The organism is Citroniella saccharovorans, assembly GCF_035481615.1.
In the GTDB taxonomy this organism is placed as follows: Bacteria; Bacillota; Clostridia; order Tissierellales; family Peptoniphilaceae; genus Citroniella; species Citroniella saccharovorans.
This window is the reverse complement of record NZ_JAYKOT010000003.1, coordinates 867,063-889,491: the sequence shown is the minus strand read 5'-3', so window position 1 is coordinate 889,491 and position 22,429 is coordinate 867,063. Positions and strand designations below refer to the sequence as shown.

Genomic DNA, 22,429 nt, shown 5'->3' with positions numbered 1-22,429 from the left:
TCTTTATTTTTTTATCATCTTAATTTCTAGTTTTAAATTTTCATTTTCATCAAAAAATATATTTCTAGTGAACTGAGTTATTATAATATTTGCTATACAAACTGATACAAATATAGATAACATTATTCCAATCTGATATTTAATAGCTATAATAGGAGAAGTGCCAGAAAGGATTTGTCCTGTCATCATACCTGGTAAAAATACTATTCCCATCCCTAACATAGAATTGATTTGTGGTAGAATAGCATCTTTAAAAGATTCATTTAAAATATTTTTTAAAACATTTTTAGAATCTAAACCGATCATCATTGCTGAAAGGATAAAATTTTTCCTATCTTCAATTTTATTAAAAATAGAATTAATACAGATTATAATGGATGTCATTGAATTGCCAAGAATCATTCCAAGAAGAGGGAGTACATATTTTGGATCATAAATAGGCTTTATTCTTAATACTAAAATGATAAAAATACTAAGAGCCATTAAACTTGAAAAAATAATAGAAATAGCTATTAGGAATTTTAACTCATTTGATAGATTAAAACTAGATCTAGAAAAAATTGTATAAATAGTAAATGCTAGCATAATAATAATTCCAGCAAGACTTTTAATTATACTTGCATCTTTGAAGATATAGTCTAGTACAAAACCAGCTATAATAAGCTGAATCGTCATTCTTAGAGCAGCCACTAGAAGTTCTTTATAAGATGAAATATTATTTCTTTTTAAATATAGAGACAAAACACCAATAATAATATATAAAGTTGAAAGATAAATTATAGGTATATCAATAGTTCCATTACTCAATTTTTTTCACCTCTTTATTAGAAACTTCAATTATTGAAGTTGAATATTTTTCTAATTGACTCCTATTATGTGAAATATAAATAATACTTATGTCATTAATCTTGAAATATTCGTACAAGTTTTTCATAATTTTATCTGAAAGATCTTTGTCTAATGAATTTACTGGCTCATCTAAAAGTAGAAACTTTGGTTTTAAAAGCATCATTGAGGCTAAAACCAATCTTTTTTGCTTCTCCAGAAGATAATGTAGATGTGCTATCATTTAAATTTTTATTTAAATTAGTAAGATTAAGAAGCTCATATTTTTTATCTTTACTTACATTTTCCTTTGAATTATATGATAGAGATGTATATAAAAAGTCATTAATAGTTTTTCCATAAATATAGGGAGCCTCTGGCATCATAATAACTTCTTTTCTTAAAATATTTGACTTTATATTTAAAATATTTTTATCATCATAATAAATATTTCCTTTAGAGGGAATATTAAATTTATTAAAAAGTTTAAGAAAAGTTGATTTACCAGACCCAGATTCTCCAGTAATACCTATCATCTCATTATTTTCAATGGATAAATTAATATTTTTTAAAATATCTTTAAAATAAACATTATTAAATCTAAACATAATATCACCACAAATATTTTATCATAAATAAAATCATTTTTTCAGTATAAAATATATAATTTGTAAAGACTAAGAAAAATTAAAGTAAAAATTTTAAAAAAGACCATAATATATTTATATAAATAATACTAAAACTTATATATAATATACATGTTGCATTTGATGGCGGAGTAGCTCAGTTGGCTAGAGCACGCGGTTCATACCCGCGGTGTCAGGGGTTCAAATCCCTTCTCCGCTACCATTTTGGGCGCATAGCTCAGTTGGGAGAGCATCTGCCTTACAAGCAGGGGGTCATAGGTTCGAGCCCTATTGCGCCCACCATTCATATTTTTGCGGAAGTGGCTCAGTGGTAGAGCATCGCCTTGCCAAGGCGAGGGTCGCGAGTTCGAATCTCGTCTTCCGCTCCATGAAAACTCAGATTTTTTCTGAGTTTTTTATATATCTAAGCGTCATTAGCTTAGCTGGATAAAGCATTCGGCTACGAACCGAAAGACCAGGAGTTCGAATCTCTTATGACGCGCCATTGGTTTTATATTCTTTTATAGATTCCTAAAATGTGTATTTTTAGGAATCTTATTTTTGTGCGCTTTAGCATGAATAAACCACCAGCTATGCTGGTGGTAGAAAAAATAAGCTTTAGCTTCAAGCAAAAAACCTCCCATGATAAACTATTTATGTTACTGGCAGTAGCATAGACAGAAAAGGGAGGTATCCTAAATGGATAATAATAGTTTATCACATACATCATGGAATTGTAAGTATCATATAGTATTTGCTCCAAAATATAGAAGACAAGTAATATATGGAAGGTTAAAACAAGATATAGGAAAAATATTAAGGGACTTATGTGATAGAAAAGGAATAAGCATAATAGAAGCAGAATGTTGTCCAGACCATATTCATATGTTGTTAGAAATTCCACCGAAATACAGCATATCTCAAACAATGGGCTATTTAAAAGGAAAAAGTAGTTTGATAATATTTGATAGACATGCAAACTTAAAATACAAATACGGAAATAGACATTTTTGGTGCAGAGGATATTATGTAGATACAGCAGGAAAAAATGCGAAAAAAATACAAGAATATATAAAAAATCAATTAAAAGAAGATTACATGGCAGACCAAATAAGCATTAAAGAATTTGTAGACCCGTTTACGGGAGAGCAAGTAAACAAAAGCAAAAAGTAAGGTGCTTTAGCACCAGCTGTGAAAATTGGTGCACGAGAAAGAAAGTTCGAAGCATGAAATGCTGCCGGTAACAGCCCCTTATAGGGGCAAAACAAACCACCGGCTTATAAGGTGACCCCAAAAAGTTGGACTTTATACCAGAGACATTTAGAAATATTTGTCTCTGGTTTTTTTGTCCTCATATTTCCCCTAGGGGAAATCGCAGCTAAGCTGCATTCAATTTCCTATATTCAACTGGACTTAAATATCCAAGTTTTTCTTTTATTCTATCTTCATTGTAATATTTTATATATTCTTCTATTGTCTTTTTTAGTTCGTTAAATGATTTAAACGTTCTACCATAGTAAATTTCTTGTTTTAATATCCCGAAGAAATTCTCCATAGGAGAATTATCTAAGCAATTTCCTTTTCTTGACATACTCTGTAAAATTCCATTAGATTCTAATTTTTCAGTATATTGTTTTAATTGATATGCCCATCCTTGATCTGAATGGAATATTCTTTTAAACTTGCAATCTGAAGTCTTTGAAATTGCTTCTTCAAGTGATGTTATTATTGCATCTAATGTAGGTGAAGTTGTTATTGAATAGCTAATGATTTCTCCATTAAACATATCCAAGAAAGGATTTAAGTAAAGTTTTTTTACTTGCATATTCCCATACTTATCTGTTTCATAGTATTTGAATTCACTTGTATCTGTTGTGATTTTTTGATGTACTACAGATGTTTTAAATCTTCTTTTTATCCTATTTGGTGCTACTTTACCTACTGTTCCCTTGTATGAGTAATATTTTCTTGATTTACGTGCAAAGTTTGTTACCTGAAGTTTCAGCTTCTGTACCAACCTTTGAACTTTTTTCTTGTTTATTAAAATTCCAAGTCTTCTAAGCATCGCATGTATTCTTCTGTATCCATAGTTTGGATTATCTTTTCTCATTTTCTTGATTTGATTCTCAAAGGCTTCATCTTTATTTTTTCTATCAAATCTTTTTTGCCAATACATGTATGTTGATTTTGGAAAATTAAATTGTTTAAGTAAATCTTTTAGTGGATATTTTTCTCTTAATGAGTGAATTATTCTAGCCATTCTCTCATTTTCTGATCTTCCTCGTCCTCTAATTCCATCTTTTTTTTTTAGAAAATCTATTTCCATTTGTGCCCAGTAAAGCTTATCTTTAAGTTCAGCAATTTCGTCTATCCCTTCCTTAGAATATTCTTTCTTTACTTGTTCTTTTTCTTTTTCATTATTTTTATCTTTAGTCATACTTGAAGGTCTTCCTCTCTTTTTAGGTCTAAGTCCATCAAGTCCTTGATTTCTAAAATCAATTACCCATCTAGCAATGATCGCTGGATTATTAATCTTAAATTGATTAGAAAGTTCTTGATAGGACATTTCTCCTGTTAAGTACAAGTTTACTATATTCTTCTTAAATTCGAAAGAGTAACTATTATTTTTTCTAGAAATTTTTAAGCCTTCATATCCTTGTGTTTTGTATGAATTTACCCATCTTCTGACTACTGAATGATCACTGAGTCCATATTTATCAGTTAAATATTTATATCCTCCTTCTTTATTTAAGTATTCTTGTACTATTTTCATCTTAAATTCTGTACTATATTTTGTCATGAAAAAACTGACCTCCTCAAAGTTGGTTTTTTTAGGTCCAACTTTTTGGGGTCAGTTCATTAGCCGGTGGTTATGATTTTTATTTTTATATAATTTAGCATAAGTTTTTATAACTTTTCATTCTGTGTGCCAACTTTTTGCCAACTATGCTATGAATTTAAGGCGAATAAATATTCAATATTTTTACTGCTTCGTCTTTACCATCTCCTGTAAAATGGGCGTAGATGTTTAGGGTTGTTTTTATCGGAGTGTCCCAGTAGGCTCTGAATTGTTTTACTGGTATGTTTTCTTCTATAAGTCTTGTGCAGTAGGTGCGCATTAGGCCGTGGGGATTAACTTTTGTAAGTTTAAGCTTATCTTCTAGTTTTTCTAATCTTCTTCCTAATCTTCTTCTGCCTAGTAGTTTTCCATCTCCTCTTGCGAATATGAAACCCTCGTCATGATACTCTTTTCCTAGTAGTAGTTTTATTTCTGCCTCTTTTATTTTGTGCTTTTTTAGCACTTTGGATACGGATTCTGGGAGTGGAATTTTTCTATATGATGATGCTGTTTTTAGTTCTGATATTTCTTATTTTGAGTTTCTGGTCCCATCTTTTTCTACTCTCGTTACAAACTGAATTTTATGGCCTATGGTTAGGGTGTTATTTTTTAGGTTTTCCCATTTTAAGCCTCTTGCTTCTCCTGATCTAAGACCTGAGCTTAGCACTAGAAGTATCATTAGGTCGGTGTCTTTTTCTAGGTCTAGGTTTTCTTGTAGCTTTATCTGTTTTTCTTTGGTAAAGTATTTTATTTCTACTGGTTCTAGTTCTTCTCTAGGGAAGACAATGTTTGCACAATAGTTTTTTACTATATAGTCGTTTGTATAGAGGTAGTTGCAGTAGGACTTATTTAAAAATAAAACTGAAAAAAAGTAAAATAATCAAAGAAAAAATCCAAAAACTAAAAAATAAAAATGCCAACCACATAGACTCCAACGAATTCGCCATTGAAATTGGTAAAATACTTTCAGAAGCATTTACAGGCGAAATAAGAGTAGATTTGCTACCAGACAATAGAATCTATTACAACATAGCAAAAAGAATAATAGAACCAAATCTGAAGCGGAATTATGATATAGTGGGAGATTATTCCAGGAATGTTCAAGAAGTATTAAATAAGAAATCCAATATTTCATTAAAAGCAATAAAAGCAGACCTAAATCAAGATAGGATAGATGGAATAGTAAATAAAATATCTGGGTATAATACATTTGAAGATGGAAAATGGCTCTTAGAAGAACCGATAATAAACTTCACACAAGCTATAGTAGATGACACAATAAAAACAAATGCTGAATTTCAGTACAAATCTGGACTAAGACCAAAAATAATTAGAAAAGAAGCTGGTAATTGCTGTAAGTGGTGTAAGGATGCAGTTGGAGTATATGAATATCCGGACGTTCCAAAAGATGTATATAGAAGGCACCAAAGATGTAGATGCACAGTTGATTATTTACCTGGAAATAACAAGAAACAAGATGTTTGGACTAAAAAATGGACTGATATTGATAAAAGTGATAAAATAGAAGAAAGAAATGATTTTTCCAATAAACATAAGTTTAAGATAAATAATAAACAGTTTGGTAAAAAATCTAGAAAACATATGAGAGACTTTAAATTAGACGCAAGTTTAGAAGCTGACAGGAAAAAATTTATCGCTATAATCTATGATATAGTTGAGAACAATGATAGAATTATTAGAAATATAAACTGGAGAGGACAGACAGACCCTTTGATTGCTTATGTTAAGGGTGATGATGTTGTATTGGCTAATAAAAACAATGAATTTGTGACAATTCTAAGAGGAGGTGTCAATAATGCTAGGATTAAGAACACAGGAAAATAATGAATTTATTAAATTTTTCGAATTAGTTCAAGCTGAAGCTAATAAATTAAATAAAGTTTTTTTCTTAGATTTTGGTCAATGTGAGGATGTACAATTTAATGGAATGGAAGTCGATTCTTTATATGGTTGGTTGATACCAAAAGAAGAAGTTGAGACATTTAATAAAGAGTTCATTAATAAAATTAATCTTTCAAAATGGAATGATTACTGTGCTTGGGTAATCCCAAATATTATTAATGAAAAATTGAATATTGTTTTTGAATAAGCACACTAACAATTATATTTTAGATGTGCTTTTTTATTGGAGGTAAAAATGATAAAAGCTTTAATAGGATATGTGATATTTTTAATCGGCTTCATCTTAACTGTTAAGGTTTGTGTTTTTATAATAGCATTGATTTTTTTCTTTGAAAGAAATTTTTGAGCAGTATAAAATAGAAAAGGATATTAAAGACATGATTAAGAGAAATAAAATTTGACAAATGTAAAATAGCAATATTATACAAAGGAGTTTGGAATATTGAAAAAATATGGAAATCAAACTCCCACCAATGAATAAAGATGGCACTTAGAAGAAGCTAAAAGACAAGCAGGTATTCTTGGTCTTGGTGATGAGACATTAAAGAAAGTATTAAAAGACCAAGAGGCTATAATAAATGGAGATTTCAAAGGTACTTCGTTTAGTAATAGGATCTGGGTAAATGGCCAGGAATTACAAAATAGCCTTGAAAATGGACTTCACAGGTCTCTTATACTTGGAGAAAATCCTAGGCAGTGGTCTGGAATAATGCATGAGCATTTGAAAAGGAATATGTCAGATACTGGTAAAGAAAATGCTCTTTTTAATGCTTTTAGGCTAGCTGTTACTGAAACTGCAAGGGTACAAGTTTGGGCAGGACTAAAGCTAATGAAAGAGGGCGGATATGATAAATATATTTGGATAGCTGAACCTGGAGCTTGTCATATATGTGCACCTTTTAATAATCAAGTTTTCGATATGAAAGATGCCAGCATGGGTAATACTCTTCCACCTATGCATCCCTTTTGTAGATGTAGTGTTGCTGCGTATTATGATATGGATAAAGATGAAGATTTGGGGTATAATATAGATAAGCCAATTGAGGTACAAGATGATGAAGCTATAAGAAACTGGATTAAGCATCATGAGAAAATATTAAATCATGAAAAATATGAGGAACATAATATTAATAGTAAGAGATATGATAAAGGAAAAAGTGTTATTATTCCTTCTGAAAAAGAAATTCAAAATATTATTAATGAAACAGCAGGAACTGGAGAATTAAAAAGGGATAAGCGTGGAATTTGGACAAAGAAAGAGTTTATAAATTATCGTGATTTTGTAGGAATCATTAATGGTATCAAGAGTAAATACTTTAGTATTCACTACAAAGATAATAAATGGGTACATTTAGTTCCAAGGGAGGAAAGATAAGATGGTTAATGTAGAAGTTATGAAAAAGTCAAAGAACAGGTTTGTTAATATTTATTTTACAGATGGAGATAATTGGAAAAATATAAGATGTACTAATTTTTATTTAAAAGATGATGGCGATGAAGAAAACATGCTTGAATTTGAGAATGTTTTAATCAATCAATCTGAGATTAAAAAAATAGAAATATTAGATTAAATAAAGCACACTGACAAATAAATGTTAGAGGTGCTTTTTTATTGGAGGAAATCATGAAACACGTAAAAAAACCAACAGCCCATATTATGAAAGGATTTATAAACTCGGTCCTTAAGCAAATGAAAGATGACGGAGAAGATACAGGCGGTATATCAGATGGGTACCATACATTTGACGAACTCTATTTTCATAGAATGGTACTTTTTTCGATAATACTTAACCAAAATCAAGATATATCATGGAAATCAAAGTATCATAGTGACGGAACAATGTATGACAATTATTTTATATGTGGAATAAAAACTCCTGAAGGGCAATATACTTATCATTATCATTTAGATTATTGGGATAATTTCAAGGTAAAAGAATTGGAATATGCTCCAGAATATGATGGGCATAAGCCTGAAGATATTACAAGACTAAATAGTATATTGAAACAATAATCATGAAATAATCGTGTTAAAATCTAAAACAAAAGTTGATATCTACACGAATTAATCGTGAGTTAATCGTGTGAAGATATAAGGAATTTCGCGTCTTTAGGAAGAAGACAAGACCTGGATAAGTCTATAAACTGTCTATTTTTATATGTCCAAGCATTTACGACTCAAAACTATATGGAAACTTAAGCATTGTAAGTATAAATTATGGAGGAAGATATGGACGAAAATTTAGAAACAAAAGACGAAGTGAAAACTGAAGAAGTAAAGACGGAAGAAAAAGAGGTTTCTGAAAAGAAATATTCTGATGAAGATTTGGATAGGATTATCTCGGAGAAGTTTGCAAAGTAGCAAAAGAAAAAGGAAGAAGAGATTTCTGAAGCAGAAAAGCTGGCAAATATGAATGCCAATGAAAAGCTTAAGTATGAAAAAGAAAAGATTGAGGATGAATTAAATTCTCTCAAATCTGAAAACTTAAGAAACAAGCTTGCAAAAGAAGTTAGAAACTCTTTTAAGGAAGAGGGAATTTCTGTTTCTGATGAGCTTGTAGATATGCTTGTAACTAATAACGCAGAAGACACTAAGAAAAACTCTTCAAACTTTATAATGTACTTTAAGACTGAACTTGAAAAGGCTGTAAAGGAAAAGCTAAAGGGGACTACTCCAAAAAAGATGGCTGGGTCTAAGGGTTTATCTAAGGCTGAAATTTTAGAGATTAAGGATCCTATTGAAAGAAGAAGAATGATAGCTGATAATATTGAATTATTTGATTAAGGAGTGATAATAATGGCTAAATTAGAAGGATTAACTGAAAAATTAAATAAGGCTCAATCGATTGATTTTGCTGAAATGTTTGGAAAGAAAATGACCACTTTACAACAAATGCTGGGGATTGAAAGAAAGTTACCTATGCCTGTTGGTTCTGTGATTAAGACTTATAAGTCTAAGGTTGTTTTAAAAAGTGGTGAAGTTGATAAGGGAGATTTAATTCCTCTATCTCAAGTTGAACTTGAAGATGGGGATCCTATTGAGCTTAAGTTCTCAAAGCATAGAAAGGCTGTTGCAGCTGAAGATATTCAAAAATATGGCTTTGATAGGGCCGTTACTTTAACTGATGGTGAACTTATCAAGGAGCTACAAAAAGATATTAGAACTAAGCTTTTTGCTCAACTTGCTACTGCTACTGGAACTGCCAAGGGTAAGGGTCTTCAGGGGGCTATGGCTCAAGGCTGGGGATCTGTTCAAAAGGTTTTCGAAGATGATGGTGTAAATACTATTGTGTTTATTAACCCAATGGATGCAGCTGATTATTTAGCTAAGGCTAATATTACGGTTCAAAAGGAGTTCGGTCTTAATTATGTTCAAAATTTCTTAGGTGCTGACATTGCAGTAATTACTTCATCTGTAGACAAAGGCACTTTATATGCGACTGCTTCTGATAATTTATGTATATCTTATGCTGTTGTAAATGGTGGTGAACTTGGTAAGGCTTTTGATTTTGTAACTGATTCTACTTGAATTATTGGAGTTACTAAGGATGTGGATAAGCAAAGATTAAATGCAGAGACTGTTACGTTATCTGCTATTGCTCTTTATGCTGAAAGGCTTGACGGTGTCTTTAAGGTAACTATTGAAGCTGAGGTGCCAACAGTATAATGATTATAAAAGTTATTATAGGTTTTAAAGACAAAGAAAGAAAAGGGAAGCTTGTATATGCAGGCTCCCTTTTAGATTATGAAGATGAAGATAGGGCTAAAGAGCTTGTTTCTGCAGGAGTTGCGGTTATTCCTGTAATTGAAGAAGTTAAAAAGGTTGAAGAAACACCTAAGAAATAGGGGTGAGATATGCCAATTCTTGATGATGTACTGGCTTTGGTTTTCCCGGATAAAAATGAATCGGATAATCAAAGGGATCTAATTGCTAAGATTGTTGAAATAACCAATGACAGAATGATGGGATATTTACCAAGTAGTTATGAAGAAGTGCCTAAAAAACTAAACTATATTGTTGTTGAAGTATCGGTTAAGAGATTTAATCGAATTGGCTCAGAGGGAATGCAATCGGAATCCGTTGAAGGTAGGTCTGCTATTTATAACAAAAATGATTTTGATGAATACCTAGACGATATTCAAAGGTTTTTGGATAAGGAAAATGCTGAAGAGCTTGAAAAAGATAGGATGATTAGATTTCTATGAGATATGACAAAAATATAACTTTGCTGAAGACTGAAAGTAATCAATTTGATTATGAAACTGGTAATTCTGTAGATAAACTGGTGGAAGTTGGTAAGTTTATGGCAAATGTAAATGGAGTTGGCCTTGAGAATGAAAAGCTAATATTTGGTACTGTAGGAAATGATAATTTGGTTTTTAGGATTAAGGGGATTATTGAAGATGACTTTGACTATGTTAGGTATAGGGGAAAAGATTATCGTGTAAAGTCTATATCTACACACAGAGACGAATATGTGATATATGGAAGTGAGAAATAGTGGCAGAATTTACTGATGAGATTAAAGGGGAAGATAATGAGTAATTTTGATACCTTAATCGTTCCACTTATTGTTCGGATTTTAGAAGTAGTGAAAAAATTTGATATAGATAAGAAGTTTATACCACTTGCAAGTATCTTAATTGGAGTGGTTTTTTTCTAAAAAATGGATTTTCTTCAGATAAAATTCTAGTAGGTATCGGCTATGGTTTATCGGCTTGTGGTCTTTATTCTGGAACAAAAATGCTGTAGAAAAATGAAACAAGTTATATTATTGTTAGTAAAAAAACCCGTGCCAACTTTTTACCAACTAAGAAAAAAAGCCATGAATAATGTTATAAATTAGAACTTTGTAAAAATGTAACATATTTTCTTTTACTGATCTGTCAATAGATTTAAGACTTTTCTTAGGTCTTTTTTTTATAATTATTTTTAGTATAATATAAATAAGACACAAAAATAAAGGAGAGAATATGGACGATTTTATAAGATTACTTTTAGCAATTTTAATTTTTGTAGCTGTTATTTATTTAAAGATTAAACATAATAGAAGAATAAGAGAAGAAAGAGAAAGAAATATTGAAGAGGAAAATTTAAAAATAAAAAAGAAAAATAAAAATAAATAATAATTTTAAATAGTTAATAATATTTTGGGTATAAGATATATATCATGGGAATATTTAAAAAATTTAATTTAACTATCATGAAAATTATTATATAGGAGGAAATTATTGAAAAAAGTAAAATTATTAATTGTTTATTATTCAATGACTGGTCATAATTTTCAAATGGCTAATTGGGCAAAAGAAGCAGGAGAAAAATCAGGTGCTGAAGTAAGATTGAGAAAAGTTAGAGAACTTAGGGATATAAGTGAGGCCAAAGAAAATCCAGCATGGGAAAAATATCTTGAGGATTCTAAAGACATAAAAGAAGCTGATTCAGATGATTTAGTATGGGCTGATGCCATAATATTCTCATCTCCTACTAGATTTGGTAATATTTCTAGCCAGATGAAGCATTATATAGATTTGCAGGGAGGAGTTTGGGCAGAAGGAAAGTTAGCTAATAAAGTAGTTTCAGCCATGACTTCTGCACAAAATAATAATGGTGGTCAAGAAGAAACAATAAGGACAATATATACTACTGCTATGCATTGGGGAGCAATAATAGTTTCACCAGGATTTACTAGTGATGCTATTTATAAAGCAGGCGGCAATCCTTATGGAACTAGTGGAACTGCGACAAATGATGGCTTTGCTAACGATTTAGAAGATGCTGTTAGAGATCAAGCAAAAAGAGTAATTCAAATTACAGAAAAATTATTAAATTAAAAATAATTCATTTTATATTAATAGACAAATATTTAAATAAAAAATATATTTGCTTAAAAGAGCTGCCAAGAAAGAAAATAATTTCTTGACAGCTTTTTTTCTGTAAAAGATTTAATCCAGTTATAATTATTTCATCTATATTTATATAAAATAAGATACTCAAAATAAAATTATATTATAAAAAATATTATTTAAAATATAAAAGAAATCTAGTAAATATAATTCTTATTTTAAGTTTAAATTTCAAAAACAATTTAACCTAATTTTCAATAAAATAAATACCCTCTATACTAAATTTAGTATAGAGGGTATTATGAATTTAAAAAGATTAATTAAAACTCTCTTGGAGTTTCTTCTTTAACAACTTTTCCATTATCATACATATGTCTATTTAAATTGATTAGGAATGGAACGCCATCAATTTTTCTACATTCAAGAAGTGTTACAACTCTATTAGTATCTCCGCCTTCTTTAGCAGCTTTTTTCATAATCTTAAGAATTGAATATGGATGTTCAGGTTCTTTTAAAGTAACAATGTTTGCATCGTTAAAAGCTTTTTGTACAATAGCTTCAAAGTCTCCATCAATACCAGGAATTAAATAATAATCAACTCCACCTTCGATTGATTCTTCATTTTTAACTTGTTTTGTATTATATTTAGATTTTACTATAGCCATAATAGTAGCCATAAATACTCTAACTCCAGCTGATCTGTGTCCTGAAATAATAATACTTTCTTTATTTTCGATTGCTTTTTCAATGTAGTTTGCTTGTTCTTCTGTAATGAAATTAGAATCTACATTTTTTTGTAACATTGGGTGCATAAAATTACCTCCTAAATTTATTTTTATTGAAGAAAAATCTTCCTACTATTTAATTATACTATAAATTAATTAAAATTCAAATAATTTTAGATTCCTGTGCATGCTCCATTACAAGAAGCACAAAATGTTCTTCCTGTTGGAGTGTTGGCTAGTCCTCCAAGAGCAGTTTCTCTTAAAGAGGCTGGTAATGAATTTCCAACTTCGAACATTGACATTACAACCTCATCAAAAGGAATAATTGATTTAACACCAGCCATAGCTAAATCACAAGAAATTATAGAATTAGTAACTCCAGATGCATTTCTTAAAGCACATGGAAATTCAACAAGTCCTGCTATTGGATCACAAACTAAACCCAGAACATTCATAATAGCAAAAGATGCAGCATGTAAAGACTGCTCCACACTTCCACCCATTATTTCCACAAGTGCAGCAGCTGCCATTGCACTAGCAGCACCGGTTTCTGCTTGACAACCACCTTCAGCACCAGATATTGTAGCATTCATAGCTATTATTCCACCTATTTGAGAAGCCGTAAGTAGACCCTTAATCATAGTATCATCATCTAGATTTAATTTGTTTTGAACGCTTGTAAACGCTGCTGGAATTATTCCTGAAGCTCCAGCTGTAGGAGCAGCTACTATTTTACCCATAGCTCCATTAATTTCTAGGGTAGAGAAAGCTCTTGCCATAGCCTCCATTAAAAAGTCATCACAAAGAGATTTGCCTTCTTTTCTATAGTCCTCTATTCTTTTGGCATTTCCTCCGGTTATACCACTCATAGTATGAATAGATTCACTAAGTCCTTTAGAGGATGAAGACTTCATAACTTCATAAATTTCCTTAAATCTATCAATAAAATACTTTTTTGGCTTTCCAGATTCTTCTATTTCATGTCTAAGAGTTGCTTCAGATATAGTAATATTATTATCATTACAAACTCTAAGTAAATCTTCTGCATTTCTATACATAATTTAATCCTTTCTCTACATAGGCTTTATGCCAACAAGTCTGATAATTTCACTGAAAGAGCTTATTGATGTTATTACATCATCATTAAAAGGTTGATCAAGCTCCATAACCATCTGAGCAATATCTTCATTTCTTGAAACTTTTAAACTAGCTATCGAGATGTTATTTCTAGTTAAAATTTGAGATATATCAGCAATCATACCAAACCTATCCATATATTCAGCAACTATTGTTGGATATTCACCAGTAAATTTAATTTGAATTCCATTTACATCAAGAACTTCAATTTTTCCACCGCCAATGGAAGAAGCTGTTATATAGAATCTATTAAGTACATCATCATCATTAAAAACTACTTTAATGGTATTTGGGTGAACAAAACCTAAATCAATCATTTTGAATTTAACATCAAGGCCTATTTCTTTAGCGATATTTAAAGAATCTACTAATCTTTCATCATCAGGCATCATTCCCATAACGCCGCCAACTAAAGCTCTATCACTTCCATGACCTTGGTAGGTTGTTTGAAAAGATCCATGTAGGTAAAAAGTAACATTATTGAATTCTTTTCCATAAATATTTCTAGCCATCATTCCAATTCTGGCTGCACCAGCTGTATGTGAACTAGATGGGCCAATCATTGTTGGACCCATAATTTCAAAAATATCATACTTTTTCAAAAAATTGCCTCCTTATAAATTATAAAATTATTTAATCTATCCAATCATCATCGTTATTTGTACTGTTATCATTTATGTTTTCTTGAGCGTTTTCATTTGAAGTAAAAGATTCGCTTCTATTTTGATATTCATTATAAACCTCATAATCACTTGGTAGAATAAGTGCAATTATAAAATATGAAAAAAATCCTACACCACTAAAAATAAGCAGTAGGGTAATTATTCTAATAATTGATGAATCAATACCTGTATATTCAGCAATGCCACCGCAAACGCCGCATATTTTCTTATCAACACTAGATTTTGCAAGTTTCTTTTTTGGGTAATTATAATTAACTTCTTTCATAAACTCACCTCAATTTTCTATATTATTATATTTATATTATAATATATATAAGATTAGAATTCTATTGGATATTTTAAATAATCTATTTTTATGATATGATTAGACTTGAACTAATATATAGGCAGGAAATGTAAATGGAAAAATTTTTTAAGACATTAGAAGATATTTTTACGATGAAAGTTTTTGGCGGATTTGAGTTATATCAACTTTTATCTACTATATTTAAATATATTTTCGTATTTATAATTTTTTATTTTATATACAATATAATTAAACTTATGTATTTGGACATTTCTTTTAATGAAATTAAACAAGTAGAGTCAGATACTTATCTTAAACTTATAAATAGGAAAGAACAGCTTCCATTTAAAGTTAAAGAAAACTATTATTTATCAAAATCTGTTAGAATTGGTAGAGATGATTCCAATGATATTGTATTAAAAGATAGATTTATATCTAAAACCCATGCTCAAATAATTAAAGATGAAGGAATATTTTTTCTTGAAGATCTACAGTCTGCAAATGGTACATTTCTTAATGGAAAAGAAATTTTTGATGCAATTGAGTTAAAAGATAAAGATATAATAAATATAGGACAAGTAGAGTTTTTATTTGTAGATGGTGGTAATAATGAAAAATAACAATTTAGCTTTTAAACCTTTAAATGCTTATCCTATTAAAGATTTAGCTACATTTAGAAAACTTATTTTAACTTTTCAAATTTTAGGTCTACTTATTGTTATATTTCTATATCCAGAAATAAGTTATACTTCAAGATTGATATTTTTATTTGGTTTAACTATAGCAACTTTTCTAACTCTTTTTCTGGTTCCTAGAGTTTTAAAAGGGGACGTCTATTTGATATATATTTCCTATATGCTATTTTCTATTGGTTCAATTATGATATATAGATTGGAACCATCATTAGCTATTAAACAAGTTATTTGGATGATTGTTGGAACTTTTGCTTATTTTATAACCTATATTATATTAACAAAACTATCTGGCTGGGAAAATAGGATAAAATTTTATTTTGCTCTAACTTTTATCCTCTTTTTAATCACGATAATATTTGGTAGTGTTCATGGAGGGGCACAAAACTGGATTGTTATTGGTCCAATATCTATTCAACCAACTGAATTTAGTAAGATTTTATTAGCCTTTTTAATAGCTAGTTTCTATAGTAATTATGATAAGATTTCTAAAATAGAGTTTAAAAATAAAAAAATAGGAAAATATTTTCTAATGGCTAGTGTTTATATATTTTTAGGATTTTTATTTCTACAAGCAGAACTTGGTACAGCTATAATATTCTTTGCTCTATTATTTTTGTCCCAATTTGTATATGACAAAGATTATAAGATGTTAATTGCAAACTTTATTTTAGCTCTAGTTGGGGCGGTAGTAGCCTATATTTTATTTGATCATATAAAAATTAGAGTTTCTATCTGGCTAAATCCATGGGAAGACATAAATAATACAGGATATCAAATTACACAATCTCTTTTTCGCTATAGGTTCTGGTGGCTTTTTTGGATCTGGAATCGGTATGGGTAGACCTGATCTAATACCAAGATCTTATACGGATTTCATTTTCTCAGCAATATGTGAAGAAATGGGGATCTTTGCTGGAGTTGGACTTATTATGCTATATCTTCTTTTAGTTTATAGAGCAATTAAGATTTCTTTAAGTCAAGAAGATAAATTTAAATCAATTTTAGCATTTTGTTTAGGGGTTAGCTTTGCCATTCAAACATTTATTATTATTGGAGGGGTAACAAAACTTATACCACTAACGGGAATTACTGCTCCATTTGTAACTTATGGTGGATCTTCTATTACAGCTTCCTTTATTTCAATTGGAGTTTTACAATATACAAGCATAGATAGTAAAAGCGAGGCAATAAATGGAAAGAATTAAAAAAATTAAACTTGTTCTGGTTTTTTTAACAATTTTATTAATTTCATTAATTGCTTATATTTCTTATTTTCAATTGGTTGAGGCAAAAAAAATAGTTGATAATGAATATAATCAAAGGAATTGGGTTGATGAAGACAAATATATTAGAGGTAAGATTTATTCTAGAAATGGTGAAATAATAGCAGATAATGTAGTAAAAGATGGGAAAAAACTTAGATACTATCCTTATGGAAGTTTATTTTCTCACGCAATTGGATACTCTTCAAAAGAATATGGGAAAACTGGACTAGAAAGAGAATATAACGATGAACTAATTAATATTTCAAAAAAAACGCCTATTGACAATATTAAAGATTTAGTAATTGAAGAAAAAAAAGGAAATGATATTTACACTAGTTTAGATGTGCAGCTTCAAAAAGAAGCTAATGAACTTCTTCAAGGTCATAAGGGATCCATAGTTCTACTAAATCCAAAAACAGGAGAGATTTATGCTATGGTTTCTAAACCTGATTTTGATCCAAATAATCTATCTAAAGATTGGGAAAACTTAATTACAAATGAACAATCACCACTGCTCAATAGAGCTGTTAATGGACTATATACTCCTGGTTCAATAATTAAAGTTATAACTGCCACATCTATTTTAGAAAATAAAGATAGTATTAATTTACTTTATGATGATACTGGCTCTATTAATGTGGATGGTTATACAATAAACAACTATATGAATCAAGGACATGGACAAATTAATCTAATGTGGGCATTAGTTCATAGCTCAAACACATATTTTGTTGATAAATCATTACAGCTTGGTCCAAAAATTTTGGAGGATACTTTTTCTAGATTTATGTTTGGAAAAGGAATACCATTTGATTATCCAGTAGAATCATCAACAAATCCATTTGTCGAGGGAATGAATAACTTAGATTTAGCAGCAGCGGCTTTTGGTCAAGGGACAACTCTAGTTACTCCGCTTAATATGGCACTAAGTATAGGTGCTATTGCTAATAATGGTAAAATGGTAATTCCTACGATGATTAACAAAATAGATCGAAAAGAAAAAGATTTTGTAAATGAATTTAAAGATAATGTGCTAATAAATTCTACCAGTGAGGAAGTTTCAAAAGAATTGAGAGATGATTTAGCGGAGGTAGTAAATAATTATGATACAGCTACAACCTATAATGTAAGTTCTGGAGGTAAAACTGGAACTGCAGAAACAGGATCAGGACTCACTCATGCTTGGTATTTGGGCTTTGCACCATTAGAAGACCCTTACTTAGCTGTAGCTGTAATATTAGAAGAAGATGGATCTTTAGGAGGAACTACTGCAGCACCAATTGGTGCTAAGATGCTAGATTTAGGTTATGAGGTAATAAAATAATTTTATAGAAACTTGTCTTTAATATTATACCAGTACCAATTGGAGTTAAAGACAAGTTTCTTTATTTTTTTATCCCCAAAAGTAAATTTATATGATGATACGCTCCCAGTATTTAGAACATTACCATCTATAATTAAATCAATTTGATTCATATTTCTAAAATATGGTTCTATATTAAGTTTAGTATCTTTTGGAAGAACTATTGAAGATGGTAGAGATCTATATGCTCTAGAATTTATTGGGGCAATAGGTGAAAGCTGATACCCATCAAGTTCTTGGAAAAGAATAGAACCACCAACAGAAAAATTATATGCAGTTGATCCTGATGGAGTTGAAATAATAACACCATCACCTGCAAATTTTTCTAGTTTATAACCGTTTATCATTACATCTAAGTGTATAATAGAGTGATTTCTAGTTTTTAAAACAAATTCATTCAATGCATAATAAGTATTCATAACTTCATTATTTTCTATTTGACAAGTTAAGAGTGAAAGATTTGTAACCATATAGTTATCGTTTTTAAAAGATTCTATAAAACTAGCAATATTTTCCTCTAGAATTTCTTGATAGAAACCAAGATGACCAGTATTTACACCAACAAAAGGTATTTGAGACAAATTTGATTCGTGAACAGCTTTTAAAAAAGTTCCATCTCCACCTATGCATATATTTAAAACTGCTTTATCAGAAAAATGCTCTGATATTTCAAAATTATTTTTTTGAAGTTCATTTATTACTTTATTCTTAATCTCAAGAGATCTATTATCATCATTTGCGTATATATTAACTAAACTCATTATTATCACTCCTTATAGGCTGATTATAACATATTATATTTTAGAGGTGAAACAAGTTGGAAAAATTAGAACTTATAAATGTTAAAGATTCAATTACTTTATATAATTTTTTAAAGGATAATTATATTTCTAAAAATTTAACTGATAAATTGATGGCTAAAAAGCATATTTTATTAGATGAAAAAACTTTAAAGAAAAATAGAAAGCTAAAAAATGGTGATAAAATAATAATATTAATCGATGATGAAGAAAATAATATTAGAGGAATAAATGGTAATTTAGAAATTCTTTATGAAGATGAAGACATATTATGTGTTATAAAACCAAGAGGTATTTGCATGCATTCATATAATATAGACATAAATCTAGACAACTATATATCATATATTTTTAAAGAGAGAGGATTAAAAAGAAAGGTAAGATTCATTAATAGACTTGATATGGATACTAGAGGAATAGTTCTCGTAGCTAAAAACCCTATTATACAAAATTATTTTGATAGTGAAGATTCTTGTTATGAAAAATATTATATAGCAATAATTGAGGGAAATATAAATAATTCAAATAAAATATTTGCCAAAGAAGAAAATTGCATGACTTTATATAGCAAGTATGATGATATATTGAAAAAGCAAATTATATCTGAAGAATTTAAAGTCGGATATAAAAAAACAATTACTAAATTTAAAATTTTAGAAACTTATGAAAATTATTCAATTGTAGAAGTAAAGCTTGAAACTGGAAGGACTCATCAAATTAGGGCAACATTTTCCCATTTAGGATATCCTTTATTGGGTGATAAACTATATGGATCTAAAAGTAAAATTAATACATTTAACCTAATTAATTACAAGGTTTCTTTTAGAAGCTTTCGAAAAAAGAGAATTGTAAAATTAGAAATTCCTATTATGAATGATTTTTAAGATATAATGTTTTCCCTCTTGCAAATATATTATAATTGATGTATAATAATATTGTTCTCATATAGAACCTAACCTGAAATATTAAACCTACGCTAATTATAAGGGATCGTGATTGTCCAATATTCGATGAAATGCCTCCTGTGAGTGGACTTCAGAGAGTAAAGGCAACGAACCCACCTTCACATACAGAAGGTCGTTAATTCAGTAGGGTTAGGTCATGTGGGAATATTTTTTTATATTTATTGATTAATATAATATTTTATGGGTATATATATTAAAGAGTTTATTATAATAAATTAGAGGTGATTATATGTTTAGAGAATTAATTAATTTAGGTAGAAAAGAAAGAGAAAGAGAAATTGCTAGAAAATATACTGCTGGTGCCATAGTTGGAACCCTAGTGGGACTTACTGCTGGTATTTTATTGGCTCCAAAATCTGGAAAAGATACTAGAAAAGATATTGCAGATGCAGCTGAATTAGGACTAAATAAAGCTGGAGATGCTATAAATGATGCAGGAGTTACAGTAAGAAAATTTGCGGAAGATACAGTTGATACAATCCAATCAAAATCTATTGATTTAAAAAACACTGTAAAGGATAAATATGAATCTTTAGCTGAAAGAAAGATGATAGATATTACTGATATTAAAGAAAAAGCTGAAGATATAGAAGAAAAAGTTAAAGAAAAAGCTGAAGATGTTAAAGATAAAGCAGAAAAAAAATCTGAAGAAGTAAAAGATAAAGCTTTAGATAAAACAGAAAAAGCGGCTGAAAAAGTTGAAGAAAAAGCAAAGGAAGTTAAAGAAGAAGCTCATAAGAACAAATAGGAGGGAATATGGGACCAGAGATTAATATTGGTGACCTATTTATAATTATCTTAGTTATAGCTGGTATTTTTGCTTTAATTCAATTAGGGCTATTATTGATGCGTATAGCTGAGACAGTTAGGAAACTAAATGTAGCACTTGAAAGTAACAAAGATAAACTTAATAGTACTGCAGAAAACATTTCTTCAGTTACAGAAAATCTTAGTGGTATAACTAAGAAAACAGATACATTATTAGAAAATGTAGGACCTAATATTTCTACCATTTCCGATAAAGTTGTTACTATTGTAGACAGTGCAGAAAAAACAACTAAAAATGTTACAGGGACTGTTTCATATATTTCTGATCAGGTTGTTGATACCACTGACAATATAAAGACAGGAATTAATTCAGTATCAGATTATTTGGCTTTAATTTTCGAAGTAATATCTGTTATTAAATCAGTATTTAAAAGATAAACTTAAGGGGCATAAGCCCCTTTTTTTATAGTTATTATACTTGTAATTATATTTAAATATGATGTATAATAATTATAGTTGAATTTATTTTTTTTTAATACTAGTGTAAACGTTTTATACAATAAGTTTTTAATATTATAAATATAATTATATATATTAAAAATGTATAGGAGGATTAAATGTCACAACCAACAATAAAAGATGTTGCAAAACTAGCTGGGGTTTCAATCTCAACTGTTTCGAGGGTAATGAATGATTCAAAACCTGTTAGCGAAGATTCTAGAAAAAAAGTAGAAGACGCGATCAAAAAACTTGATTTTAAAAGAAATGAACTAGCAAGAAGTCTTGTAATGAAAAGATCTAATATAATAGGAGTTATAGTTAAAGATATTGCAATACCATATATGGCTGAAATAATAAGGGGATTAGAGGAAGTTGGAAGACAAAAAAAATATGATATATTTCTATCTTCTTCTTATGGTAATACTGAAAGTGAATTGGAAATAGTTGATTTTATGTTTCGTAAACAAGCTGAAGGTATTATAATAGTTGGAGAAAACATTAGTAATGATGTTATTTACAAACTAAAAGAAAATACTATTCCTTATATTTTTATAGATAAATTTTATGATGGAGACTTTTCTAGTAATCTCATTGATTATGAAAAATCCGCCTATCAAATGACCATAGAAATAATTAAAAGAGGTCACAAAAATATTTTATTTGTTAAAGATGACAAGGATTATAAAATAGAAAAACTAAAATATGAAGGTTACAAATCCGCTATAAGAGAATATGGTCTAAATATTTTTCATATAAATGCAGATGATGTTCATATAGAAGATGGATATAATTTGGGACCAAAGCTATTAAAAAGAGTTAAGGAAGATAAAATTAGTTGTATTTTTGCAGCAGAAGATGATTTAGCATTCGGTATAATAAATTATTTTTATGATCAAAAAATTAGGGTTCCAGATGATATTTCTGTAGCTGGATTTGGTGGAAGTAAATTTGCAGAAATATATAAACCTACTTTAGCAACTTTCCAAATATATTATTATGATATTGGAGCTGGGGCTATGAGTAAACTTATAAAGATTTTAAAGAATAAAAGTTTATCAAAAGATACAGTTACCCCTCATCTTGTACATTGCAAAATGGAGGAGTCGGTAGGGTTTTTAAATAAATAGTTTGAGATTTTTTCAAGAATTATTGTTGAAATTATTTTAGCTATTATATATAGACTT

33 protein-coding genes, 4 tRNA genes and 1 pseudogene are annotated in these 22,429 nt (G+C 29.3%); 27 read left to right on the top strand and 11 right to left on the bottom strand.

Annotated elements, in window-relative coordinates; all coding sequences use genetic code 11:
- Positions 1–3: 3 nt before the first annotated feature.
- The 3 genes from VLK81_RS06790 to VLK81_RS06780 are packed head-to-tail and all read right to left on the bottom strand — an operon-like array spanning position 4 to position 1,433.
- A complete protein-coding gene (locus tag VLK81_RS06790; protein ID WP_324619889.1) occupies positions 4–807 on the bottom strand; it encodes an ABC transporter permease in 804 nt (267 codons plus the stop codon).
- A complete protein-coding gene (locus tag VLK81_RS06785; RefSeq protein WP_324619888.1) occupies positions 800–1,012 on the bottom strand; it encodes a hypothetical protein in 213 nt (70 codons plus the stop codon). The genes VLK81_RS06790 and VLK81_RS06785 overlap by 8 nt, the downstream gene beginning before the upstream one ends.
- Positions 975–1,433: an ATP-binding cassette domain-containing protein gene (locus VLK81_RS06780; RefSeq protein WP_324619887.1), complete on the bottom strand. Its 459-nt coding sequence runs from the start codon at positions 1,431–1,433 to the stop codon at positions 975–977. The genes VLK81_RS06785 and VLK81_RS06780 overlap by 38 nt, the downstream gene beginning before the upstream one ends.
- 164 nt (positions 1,434–1,597) lie before the next feature.
- Here VLK81_RS06780 and VLK81_RS06775 point away from each other — a divergent pair.
- From VLK81_RS06775 to tnpA, 5 genes are all read left to right on the top strand, one after another.
- Positions 1,598–1,674 (top strand) — tRNA-Met (locus VLK81_RS06775).
- 4 nt (positions 1,675–1,678) lie between these two features.
- Positions 1,679–1,754, top strand: a tRNA-Val gene (locus VLK81_RS06770).
- A gap of 11 nt (positions 1,755–1,765) precedes the next feature.
- A tRNA-Gly gene (locus tag VLK81_RS06765) sits at positions 1,766–1,840 on the top strand.
- Positions 1,841–1,879: 39 nt separating this feature from the next.
- Positions 1,880–1,956 (top strand) — tRNA-Arg (locus VLK81_RS06760).
- Positions 1,957–2,150: 194 nt separating this feature from the next.
- Positions 2,151–2,624, top strand: coding sequence for an IS200/IS605 family transposase (gene tnpA / locus VLK81_RS06755; protein ID WP_324618628.1), 474 nt, complete (start codon positions 2,151–2,153; stop codon positions 2,622–2,624).
- 205 nt (positions 2,625–2,829) lie between these two features.
- Here the strand turns inward: tnpA and VLK81_RS06750 are convergent, their stop codons facing one another.
- The 3 genes from VLK81_RS06750 to VLK81_RS06740 all read right to left on the bottom strand — a co-directional run bounded on the left by VLK81_RS06750 (position 2,830) and on the right by VLK81_RS06740 (position 4,969).
- The gene (locus VLK81_RS06750) at positions 2,830–4,251 is read right to left on the bottom strand and encodes an IS3 family transposase (protein WP_324618672.1); all 1,422 of its coding nucleotides are present in this window, start codon (positions 4,249–4,251) and stop codon (positions 2,830–2,832) included.
- Positions 4,252–4,408: 157 nt separating this feature from the next.
- Complete coding sequence (locus VLK81_RS06745) at positions 4,409–4,816, bottom strand: tyrosine-type recombinase/integrase (RefSeq protein WP_324620490.1); 408 nt, start codon at positions 4,814–4,816, stop codon at positions 4,409–4,411.
- Between the two features lie 3 nt (positions 4,817–4,819).
- Entirely contained in the window at positions 4,820–4,969 is a 150-nt protein-coding gene (locus VLK81_RS06740; RefSeq protein ID WP_324619886.1) for a site-specific integrase, read from the bottom strand.
- 140 nt (positions 4,970–5,109) lie between these two features.
- Here VLK81_RS06740 and VLK81_RS06735 point away from each other — a divergent pair, with 140 nt between their 5' ends.
- The 14 genes and pseudogenes from VLK81_RS06735 (at position 5,110) to wrbA (ending at position 12,045) form a co-directional block, all read left to right on the top strand.
- Positions 5,110–6,135 (top strand): hypothetical protein, encoded by a 1,026-nt coding sequence (locus VLK81_RS06735; protein WP_324619885.1) that lies wholly within the window; start codon positions 5,110–5,112, stop codon positions 6,133–6,135.
- Positions 6,107–6,400, top strand: coding sequence for a hypothetical protein (locus VLK81_RS06730; protein ID WP_324619884.1), 294 nt, complete (start codon positions 6,107–6,109; stop codon positions 6,398–6,400). The genes VLK81_RS06735 and VLK81_RS06730 overlap by 29 nt, the downstream gene beginning before the upstream one ends.
- A 330-nt stretch (positions 6,401–6,730) precedes the next feature.
- On the top strand, positions 6,731–7,588 hold the full coding sequence (locus VLK81_RS06725; RefSeq protein WP_324620488.1) for a polymorphic toxin type 50 domain-containing protein: 858 nt from the start codon (positions 6,731–6,733) through the stop codon (positions 7,586–7,588).
- A gap of 1 nt (position 7,589) precedes the next feature.
- Positions 7,590–7,784 carry a hypothetical protein gene (locus VLK81_RS06720; protein ID WP_324619883.1) on the top strand — a complete coding sequence of 65 codons (195 nt, stop codon included), beginning with the start codon at positions 7,590–7,592 and terminating at the stop codon, positions 7,782–7,784.
- 53 nt (positions 7,785–7,837) lie between these two features.
- Positions 7,838–8,227 (top strand): WDGH domain-containing protein, encoded by a 390-nt coding sequence (locus VLK81_RS06715; RefSeq protein WP_324619882.1) that lies wholly within the window; start codon positions 7,838–7,840, stop codon positions 8,225–8,227.
- A gap of 216 nt (positions 8,228–8,443) precedes the next feature.
- Positions 8,444–8,575, top strand: a complete 132-nt coding sequence (locus tag VLK81_RS06710) for a hypothetical protein (RefSeq protein ID WP_324619881.1) — start codon at positions 8,444–8,446, stop codon at positions 8,573–8,575.
- A 12-nt stretch (positions 8,576–8,587) separates the two neighbouring features.
- Positions 8,588–8,998, top strand: a pseudogene (locus tag VLK81_RS06705) (DUF4355 domain-containing protein); the annotation flags it as partial.
- Positions 8,999–9,010: 12 nt separating this feature from the next.
- Positions 9,011–9,742, top strand: coding sequence for a hypothetical protein (locus VLK81_RS06700; protein WP_324619880.1), 732 nt, complete (start codon positions 9,011–9,013; stop codon positions 9,740–9,742).
- 137 nt (positions 9,743–9,879) lie between these two features.
- Positions 9,880–10,059 carry a hypothetical protein gene (locus tag VLK81_RS06695; RefSeq protein ID WP_324619879.1) on the top strand — a complete coding sequence of 60 codons (180 nt, stop codon included), beginning with the start codon at positions 9,880–9,882 and terminating at the stop codon, positions 10,057–10,059.
- A 9-nt stretch (positions 10,060–10,068) separates the two neighbouring features.
- The gene (locus VLK81_RS06690) at positions 10,069–10,419 is read left to right on the top strand and encodes a phage head-tail connector protein (RefSeq protein ID WP_324619878.1); all 351 of its coding nucleotides are present in this window, start codon (positions 10,069–10,071) and stop codon (positions 10,417–10,419) included.
- Complete coding sequence (locus VLK81_RS06685) at positions 10,416–10,715, top strand: hypothetical protein (RefSeq protein WP_324619877.1); 300 nt, start codon at positions 10,416–10,418, stop codon at positions 10,713–10,715. Before VLK81_RS06690 ends, VLK81_RS06685 begins: the two co-directional genes overlap by 4 nt.
- A 36-nt stretch (positions 10,716–10,751) precedes the next feature.
- The gene (locus VLK81_RS06680; protein WP_324619876.1) at positions 10,752–10,877 is read left to right on the top strand and encodes a hypothetical protein; all 126 of its coding nucleotides are present in this window, start codon (positions 10,752–10,754) and stop codon (positions 10,875–10,877) included.
- Positions 10,878–11,187: 310 nt separating this feature from the next.
- Entirely contained in the window at positions 11,188–11,340 is a 153-nt protein-coding gene (locus tag VLK81_RS06675) for a hypothetical protein (protein WP_324619875.1), read from the top strand.
- Positions 11,341–11,445: 105 nt separating this feature from the next.
- Positions 11,446–12,045, top strand: a complete 600-nt coding sequence (wrbA, locus tag VLK81_RS06670; RefSeq protein ID WP_324619874.1) for an NAD(P)H:quinone oxidoreductase — start codon at positions 11,446–11,448, stop codon at positions 12,043–12,045.
- A 332-nt stretch (positions 12,046–12,377) separates the two neighbouring features.
- On the opposite strand, the gene VLK81_RS06665 is transcribed toward wrbA, so the two are convergent.
- From VLK81_RS06665 to VLK81_RS06650, 4 genes are all read right to left on the bottom strand, one after another.
- On the bottom strand, positions 12,378–12,869 hold the full coding sequence (locus VLK81_RS06665; protein WP_324619873.1) for a hypothetical protein: 492 nt from the start codon (positions 12,867–12,869) through the stop codon (positions 12,378–12,380).
- Positions 12,870–12,955: 86 nt separating this feature from the next.
- Positions 12,956–13,840 carry an L-serine ammonia-lyase, iron-sulfur-dependent, subunit alpha gene (sdaAA, locus tag VLK81_RS06660; RefSeq protein WP_324619872.1) on the bottom strand — a complete coding sequence of 295 codons (885 nt, stop codon included), beginning with the start codon at positions 13,838–13,840 and terminating at the stop codon, positions 12,956–12,958.
- Positions 13,841–13,855: 15 nt separating this feature from the next.
- Positions 13,856–14,521: an L-serine ammonia-lyase, iron-sulfur-dependent subunit beta gene (gene sdaAB / locus VLK81_RS06655; protein ID WP_324619871.1), complete on the bottom strand. Its 666-nt coding sequence runs from the start codon at positions 14,519–14,521 to the stop codon at positions 13,856–13,858.
- A 31-nt stretch (positions 14,522–14,552) separates the two neighbouring features.
- Positions 14,553–14,867: a PspC domain-containing protein gene (locus VLK81_RS06650; RefSeq protein WP_324619870.1), complete on the bottom strand. Its 315-nt coding sequence runs from the start codon at positions 14,865–14,867 to the stop codon at positions 14,553–14,555.
- Positions 14,868–15,001: 134 nt separating this feature from the next.
- Here VLK81_RS06650 and VLK81_RS06645 point away from each other — a divergent pair, with 134 nt between their 5' ends.
- From VLK81_RS06645 to VLK81_RS06630, 4 genes are read left to right on the top strand one after another with little or no spacing between them, the layout of a single operon-like run.
- Positions 15,002–15,508, top strand: a complete 507-nt coding sequence (locus tag VLK81_RS06645; RefSeq protein ID WP_324619869.1) for an FHA domain-containing protein — start codon at positions 15,002–15,004, stop codon at positions 15,506–15,508.
- Complete coding sequence (locus VLK81_RS06640) at positions 15,498–16,424, top strand: FtsW/RodA/SpoVE family cell cycle protein (protein ID WP_324619868.1); 927 nt, start codon at positions 15,498–15,500, stop codon at positions 16,422–16,424. The genes VLK81_RS06645 and VLK81_RS06640 overlap by 11 nt, the downstream gene beginning before the upstream one ends.
- The gene (locus VLK81_RS06635; RefSeq protein ID WP_324619867.1) at positions 16,417–16,788 is read left to right on the top strand and encodes an FtsW/RodA/SpoVE family cell cycle protein; all 372 of its coding nucleotides are present in this window, start codon (positions 16,417–16,419) and stop codon (positions 16,786–16,788) included. The genes VLK81_RS06640 and VLK81_RS06635 overlap by 8 nt, the downstream gene beginning before the upstream one ends.
- Positions 16,775–18,172 (top strand): peptidoglycan D,D-transpeptidase FtsI family protein, encoded by a 1,398-nt coding sequence (locus VLK81_RS06630; protein WP_324619866.1) that lies wholly within the window; start codon positions 16,775–16,777, stop codon positions 18,170–18,172. The genes VLK81_RS06635 and VLK81_RS06630 overlap by 14 nt, the downstream gene beginning before the upstream one ends.
- A 2-nt stretch (positions 18,173–18,174) precedes the next feature.
- Here VLK81_RS06630 and VLK81_RS06625 read toward each other — a convergent pair whose 3' ends face one another.
- Positions 18,175–18,972, bottom strand: coding sequence for an NAD(+)/NADH kinase (locus tag VLK81_RS06625; RefSeq protein WP_324619865.1), 798 nt, complete (start codon positions 18,970–18,972; stop codon positions 18,175–18,177).
- Positions 18,973–19,028: 56 nt separating this feature from the next.
- Here VLK81_RS06625 and VLK81_RS06620 point away from each other — a divergent pair, with 56 nt between their 5' ends.
- The 4 genes from VLK81_RS06620 to VLK81_RS06605 all read left to right on the top strand — a co-directional run bounded on the left by VLK81_RS06620 (position 19,029) and on the right by VLK81_RS06605 (position 22,372).
- The gene (locus tag VLK81_RS06620; RefSeq protein WP_324619864.1) at positions 19,029–19,895 is read left to right on the top strand and encodes an RluA family pseudouridine synthase; all 867 of its coding nucleotides are present in this window, start codon (positions 19,029–19,031) and stop codon (positions 19,893–19,895) included.
- A gap of 310 nt (positions 19,896–20,205) precedes the next feature.
- Entirely contained in the window at positions 20,206–20,724 is a 519-nt protein-coding gene (locus VLK81_RS06615; RefSeq protein WP_324619863.1) for a YtxH domain-containing protein, read from the top strand.
- Between the two features lie 8 nt (positions 20,725–20,732).
- Positions 20,733–21,182, top strand: coding sequence for a hypothetical protein (locus tag VLK81_RS06610; RefSeq protein WP_324619862.1), 450 nt, complete (start codon positions 20,733–20,735; stop codon positions 21,180–21,182).
- Positions 21,183–21,361: 179 nt separating this feature from the next.
- On the top strand, positions 21,362–22,372 hold the full coding sequence (locus tag VLK81_RS06605) for a LacI family DNA-binding transcriptional regulator (RefSeq protein ID WP_324619861.1): 1,011 nt from the start codon (positions 21,362–21,364) through the stop codon (positions 22,370–22,372).
- Positions 22,373–22,429 lie beyond the last annotated feature (57 nt).

Coding starts and splice junctions, on each gene's coding strand:
- VLK81_RS06785 (WP_324619888.1), bottom strand. CDS start 1,012: ATGATGCTTTTAAAACCAAAGTTTCTACTTTTAGATGAGCCAGTAAAT.
- VLK81_RS06780 (WP_324619887.1), bottom strand. CDS start 1,433: ATGTTTAGATTTAATAATGTTTATTTTAAAGATATTTTAAAAAATATT.
- tnpA (WP_324618628.1), top strand. CDS start 2,151: ATGGATAATAATAGTTTATCACATACATCATGGAATTGTAAGTATCAT.
- VLK81_RS06750 (WP_324618672.1), bottom strand. CDS start 4,251: ATGACAAAATATAGTACAGAATTTAAGATGAAAATAGTACAAGAATAC.
- VLK81_RS06740 (WP_324619886.1), bottom strand. CDS start 4,969: ATGATACTTCTAGTGCTAAGCTCAGGTCTTAGATCAGGAGAAGCAAGA.
- VLK81_RS06730 (WP_324619884.1), top strand. CDS start 6,107: ATGCTAGGATTAAGAACACAGGAAAATAATGAATTTATTAAATTTTTC.
- VLK81_RS06720 (WP_324619883.1), top strand. CDS start 7,590: ATGGTTAATGTAGAAGTTATGAAAAAGTCAAAGAACAGGTTTGTTAAT.
- VLK81_RS06715 (WP_324619882.1), top strand. CDS start 7,838: ATGAAACACGTAAAAAAACCAACAGCCCATATTATGAAAGGATTTATA.
- VLK81_RS06710 (WP_324619881.1), top strand. CDS start 8,444: ATGGACGAAAATTTAGAAACAAAAGACGAAGTGAAAACTGAAGAAGTA.
- VLK81_RS06700 (WP_324619880.1), top strand. CDS start 9,011: ATGGCTAAATTAGAAGGATTAACTGAAAAATTAAATAAGGCTCAATCG.
- VLK81_RS06695 (WP_324619879.1), top strand. CDS start 9,880: ATGATTATAAAAGTTATTATAGGTTTTAAAGACAAAGAAAGAAAAGGG.
- VLK81_RS06690 (WP_324619878.1), top strand. CDS start 10,069: ATGCCAATTCTTGATGATGTACTGGCTTTGGTTTTCCCGGATAAAAAT.
- VLK81_RS06685 (WP_324619877.1), top strand. CDS start 10,416: ATGAGATATGACAAAAATATAACTTTGCTGAAGACTGAAAGTAATCAA.
- VLK81_RS06680 (WP_324619876.1), top strand. CDS start 10,752: ATGAGTAATTTTGATACCTTAATCGTTCCACTTATTGTTCGGATTTTA.
- VLK81_RS06675 (WP_324619875.1), top strand. CDS start 11,188: ATGGACGATTTTATAAGATTACTTTTAGCAATTTTAATTTTTGTAGCT.
- VLK81_RS06665 (WP_324619873.1), bottom strand. CDS start 12,869: ATGCACCCAATGTTACAAAAAAATGTAGATTCTAATTTCATTACAGAA.
- sdaAA (WP_324619872.1), bottom strand. CDS start 13,840: ATGTATAGAAATGCAGAAGATTTACTTAGAGTTTGTAATGATAATAAT.
- VLK81_RS06650 (WP_324619870.1), bottom strand. CDS start 14,867: ATGAAAGAAGTTAATTATAATTACCCAAAAAAGAAACTTGCAAAATCT.
- VLK81_RS06645 (WP_324619869.1), top strand. CDS start 15,002: ATGGAAAAATTTTTTAAGACATTAGAAGATATTTTTACGATGAAAGTT.
- VLK81_RS06640 (WP_324619868.1), top strand. CDS start 15,498: ATGAAAAATAACAATTTAGCTTTTAAACCTTTAAATGCTTATCCTATT.
- VLK81_RS06635 (WP_324619867.1), top strand. CDS start 16,417: ATGGGTAGACCTGATCTAATACCAAGATCTTATACGGATTTCATTTTC.
- VLK81_RS06630 (WP_324619866.1), top strand. CDS start 16,775: ATGGAAAGAATTAAAAAAATTAAACTTGTTCTGGTTTTTTTAACAATT.
- VLK81_RS06625 (WP_324619865.1), bottom strand. CDS start 18,972: ATGAGTTTAGTTAATATATACGCAAATGATGATAATAGATCTCTTGAG.
- VLK81_RS06615 (WP_324619863.1), top strand. CDS start 20,206: ATGTTTAGAGAATTAATTAATTTAGGTAGAAAAGAAAGAGAAAGAGAA.
- VLK81_RS06610 (WP_324619862.1), top strand. CDS start 20,733: ATGGGACCAGAGATTAATATTGGTGACCTATTTATAATTATCTTAGTT.
- VLK81_RS06605 (WP_324619861.1), top strand. CDS start 21,362: ATGTCACAACCAACAATAAAAGATGTTGCAAAACTAGCTGGGGTTTCA.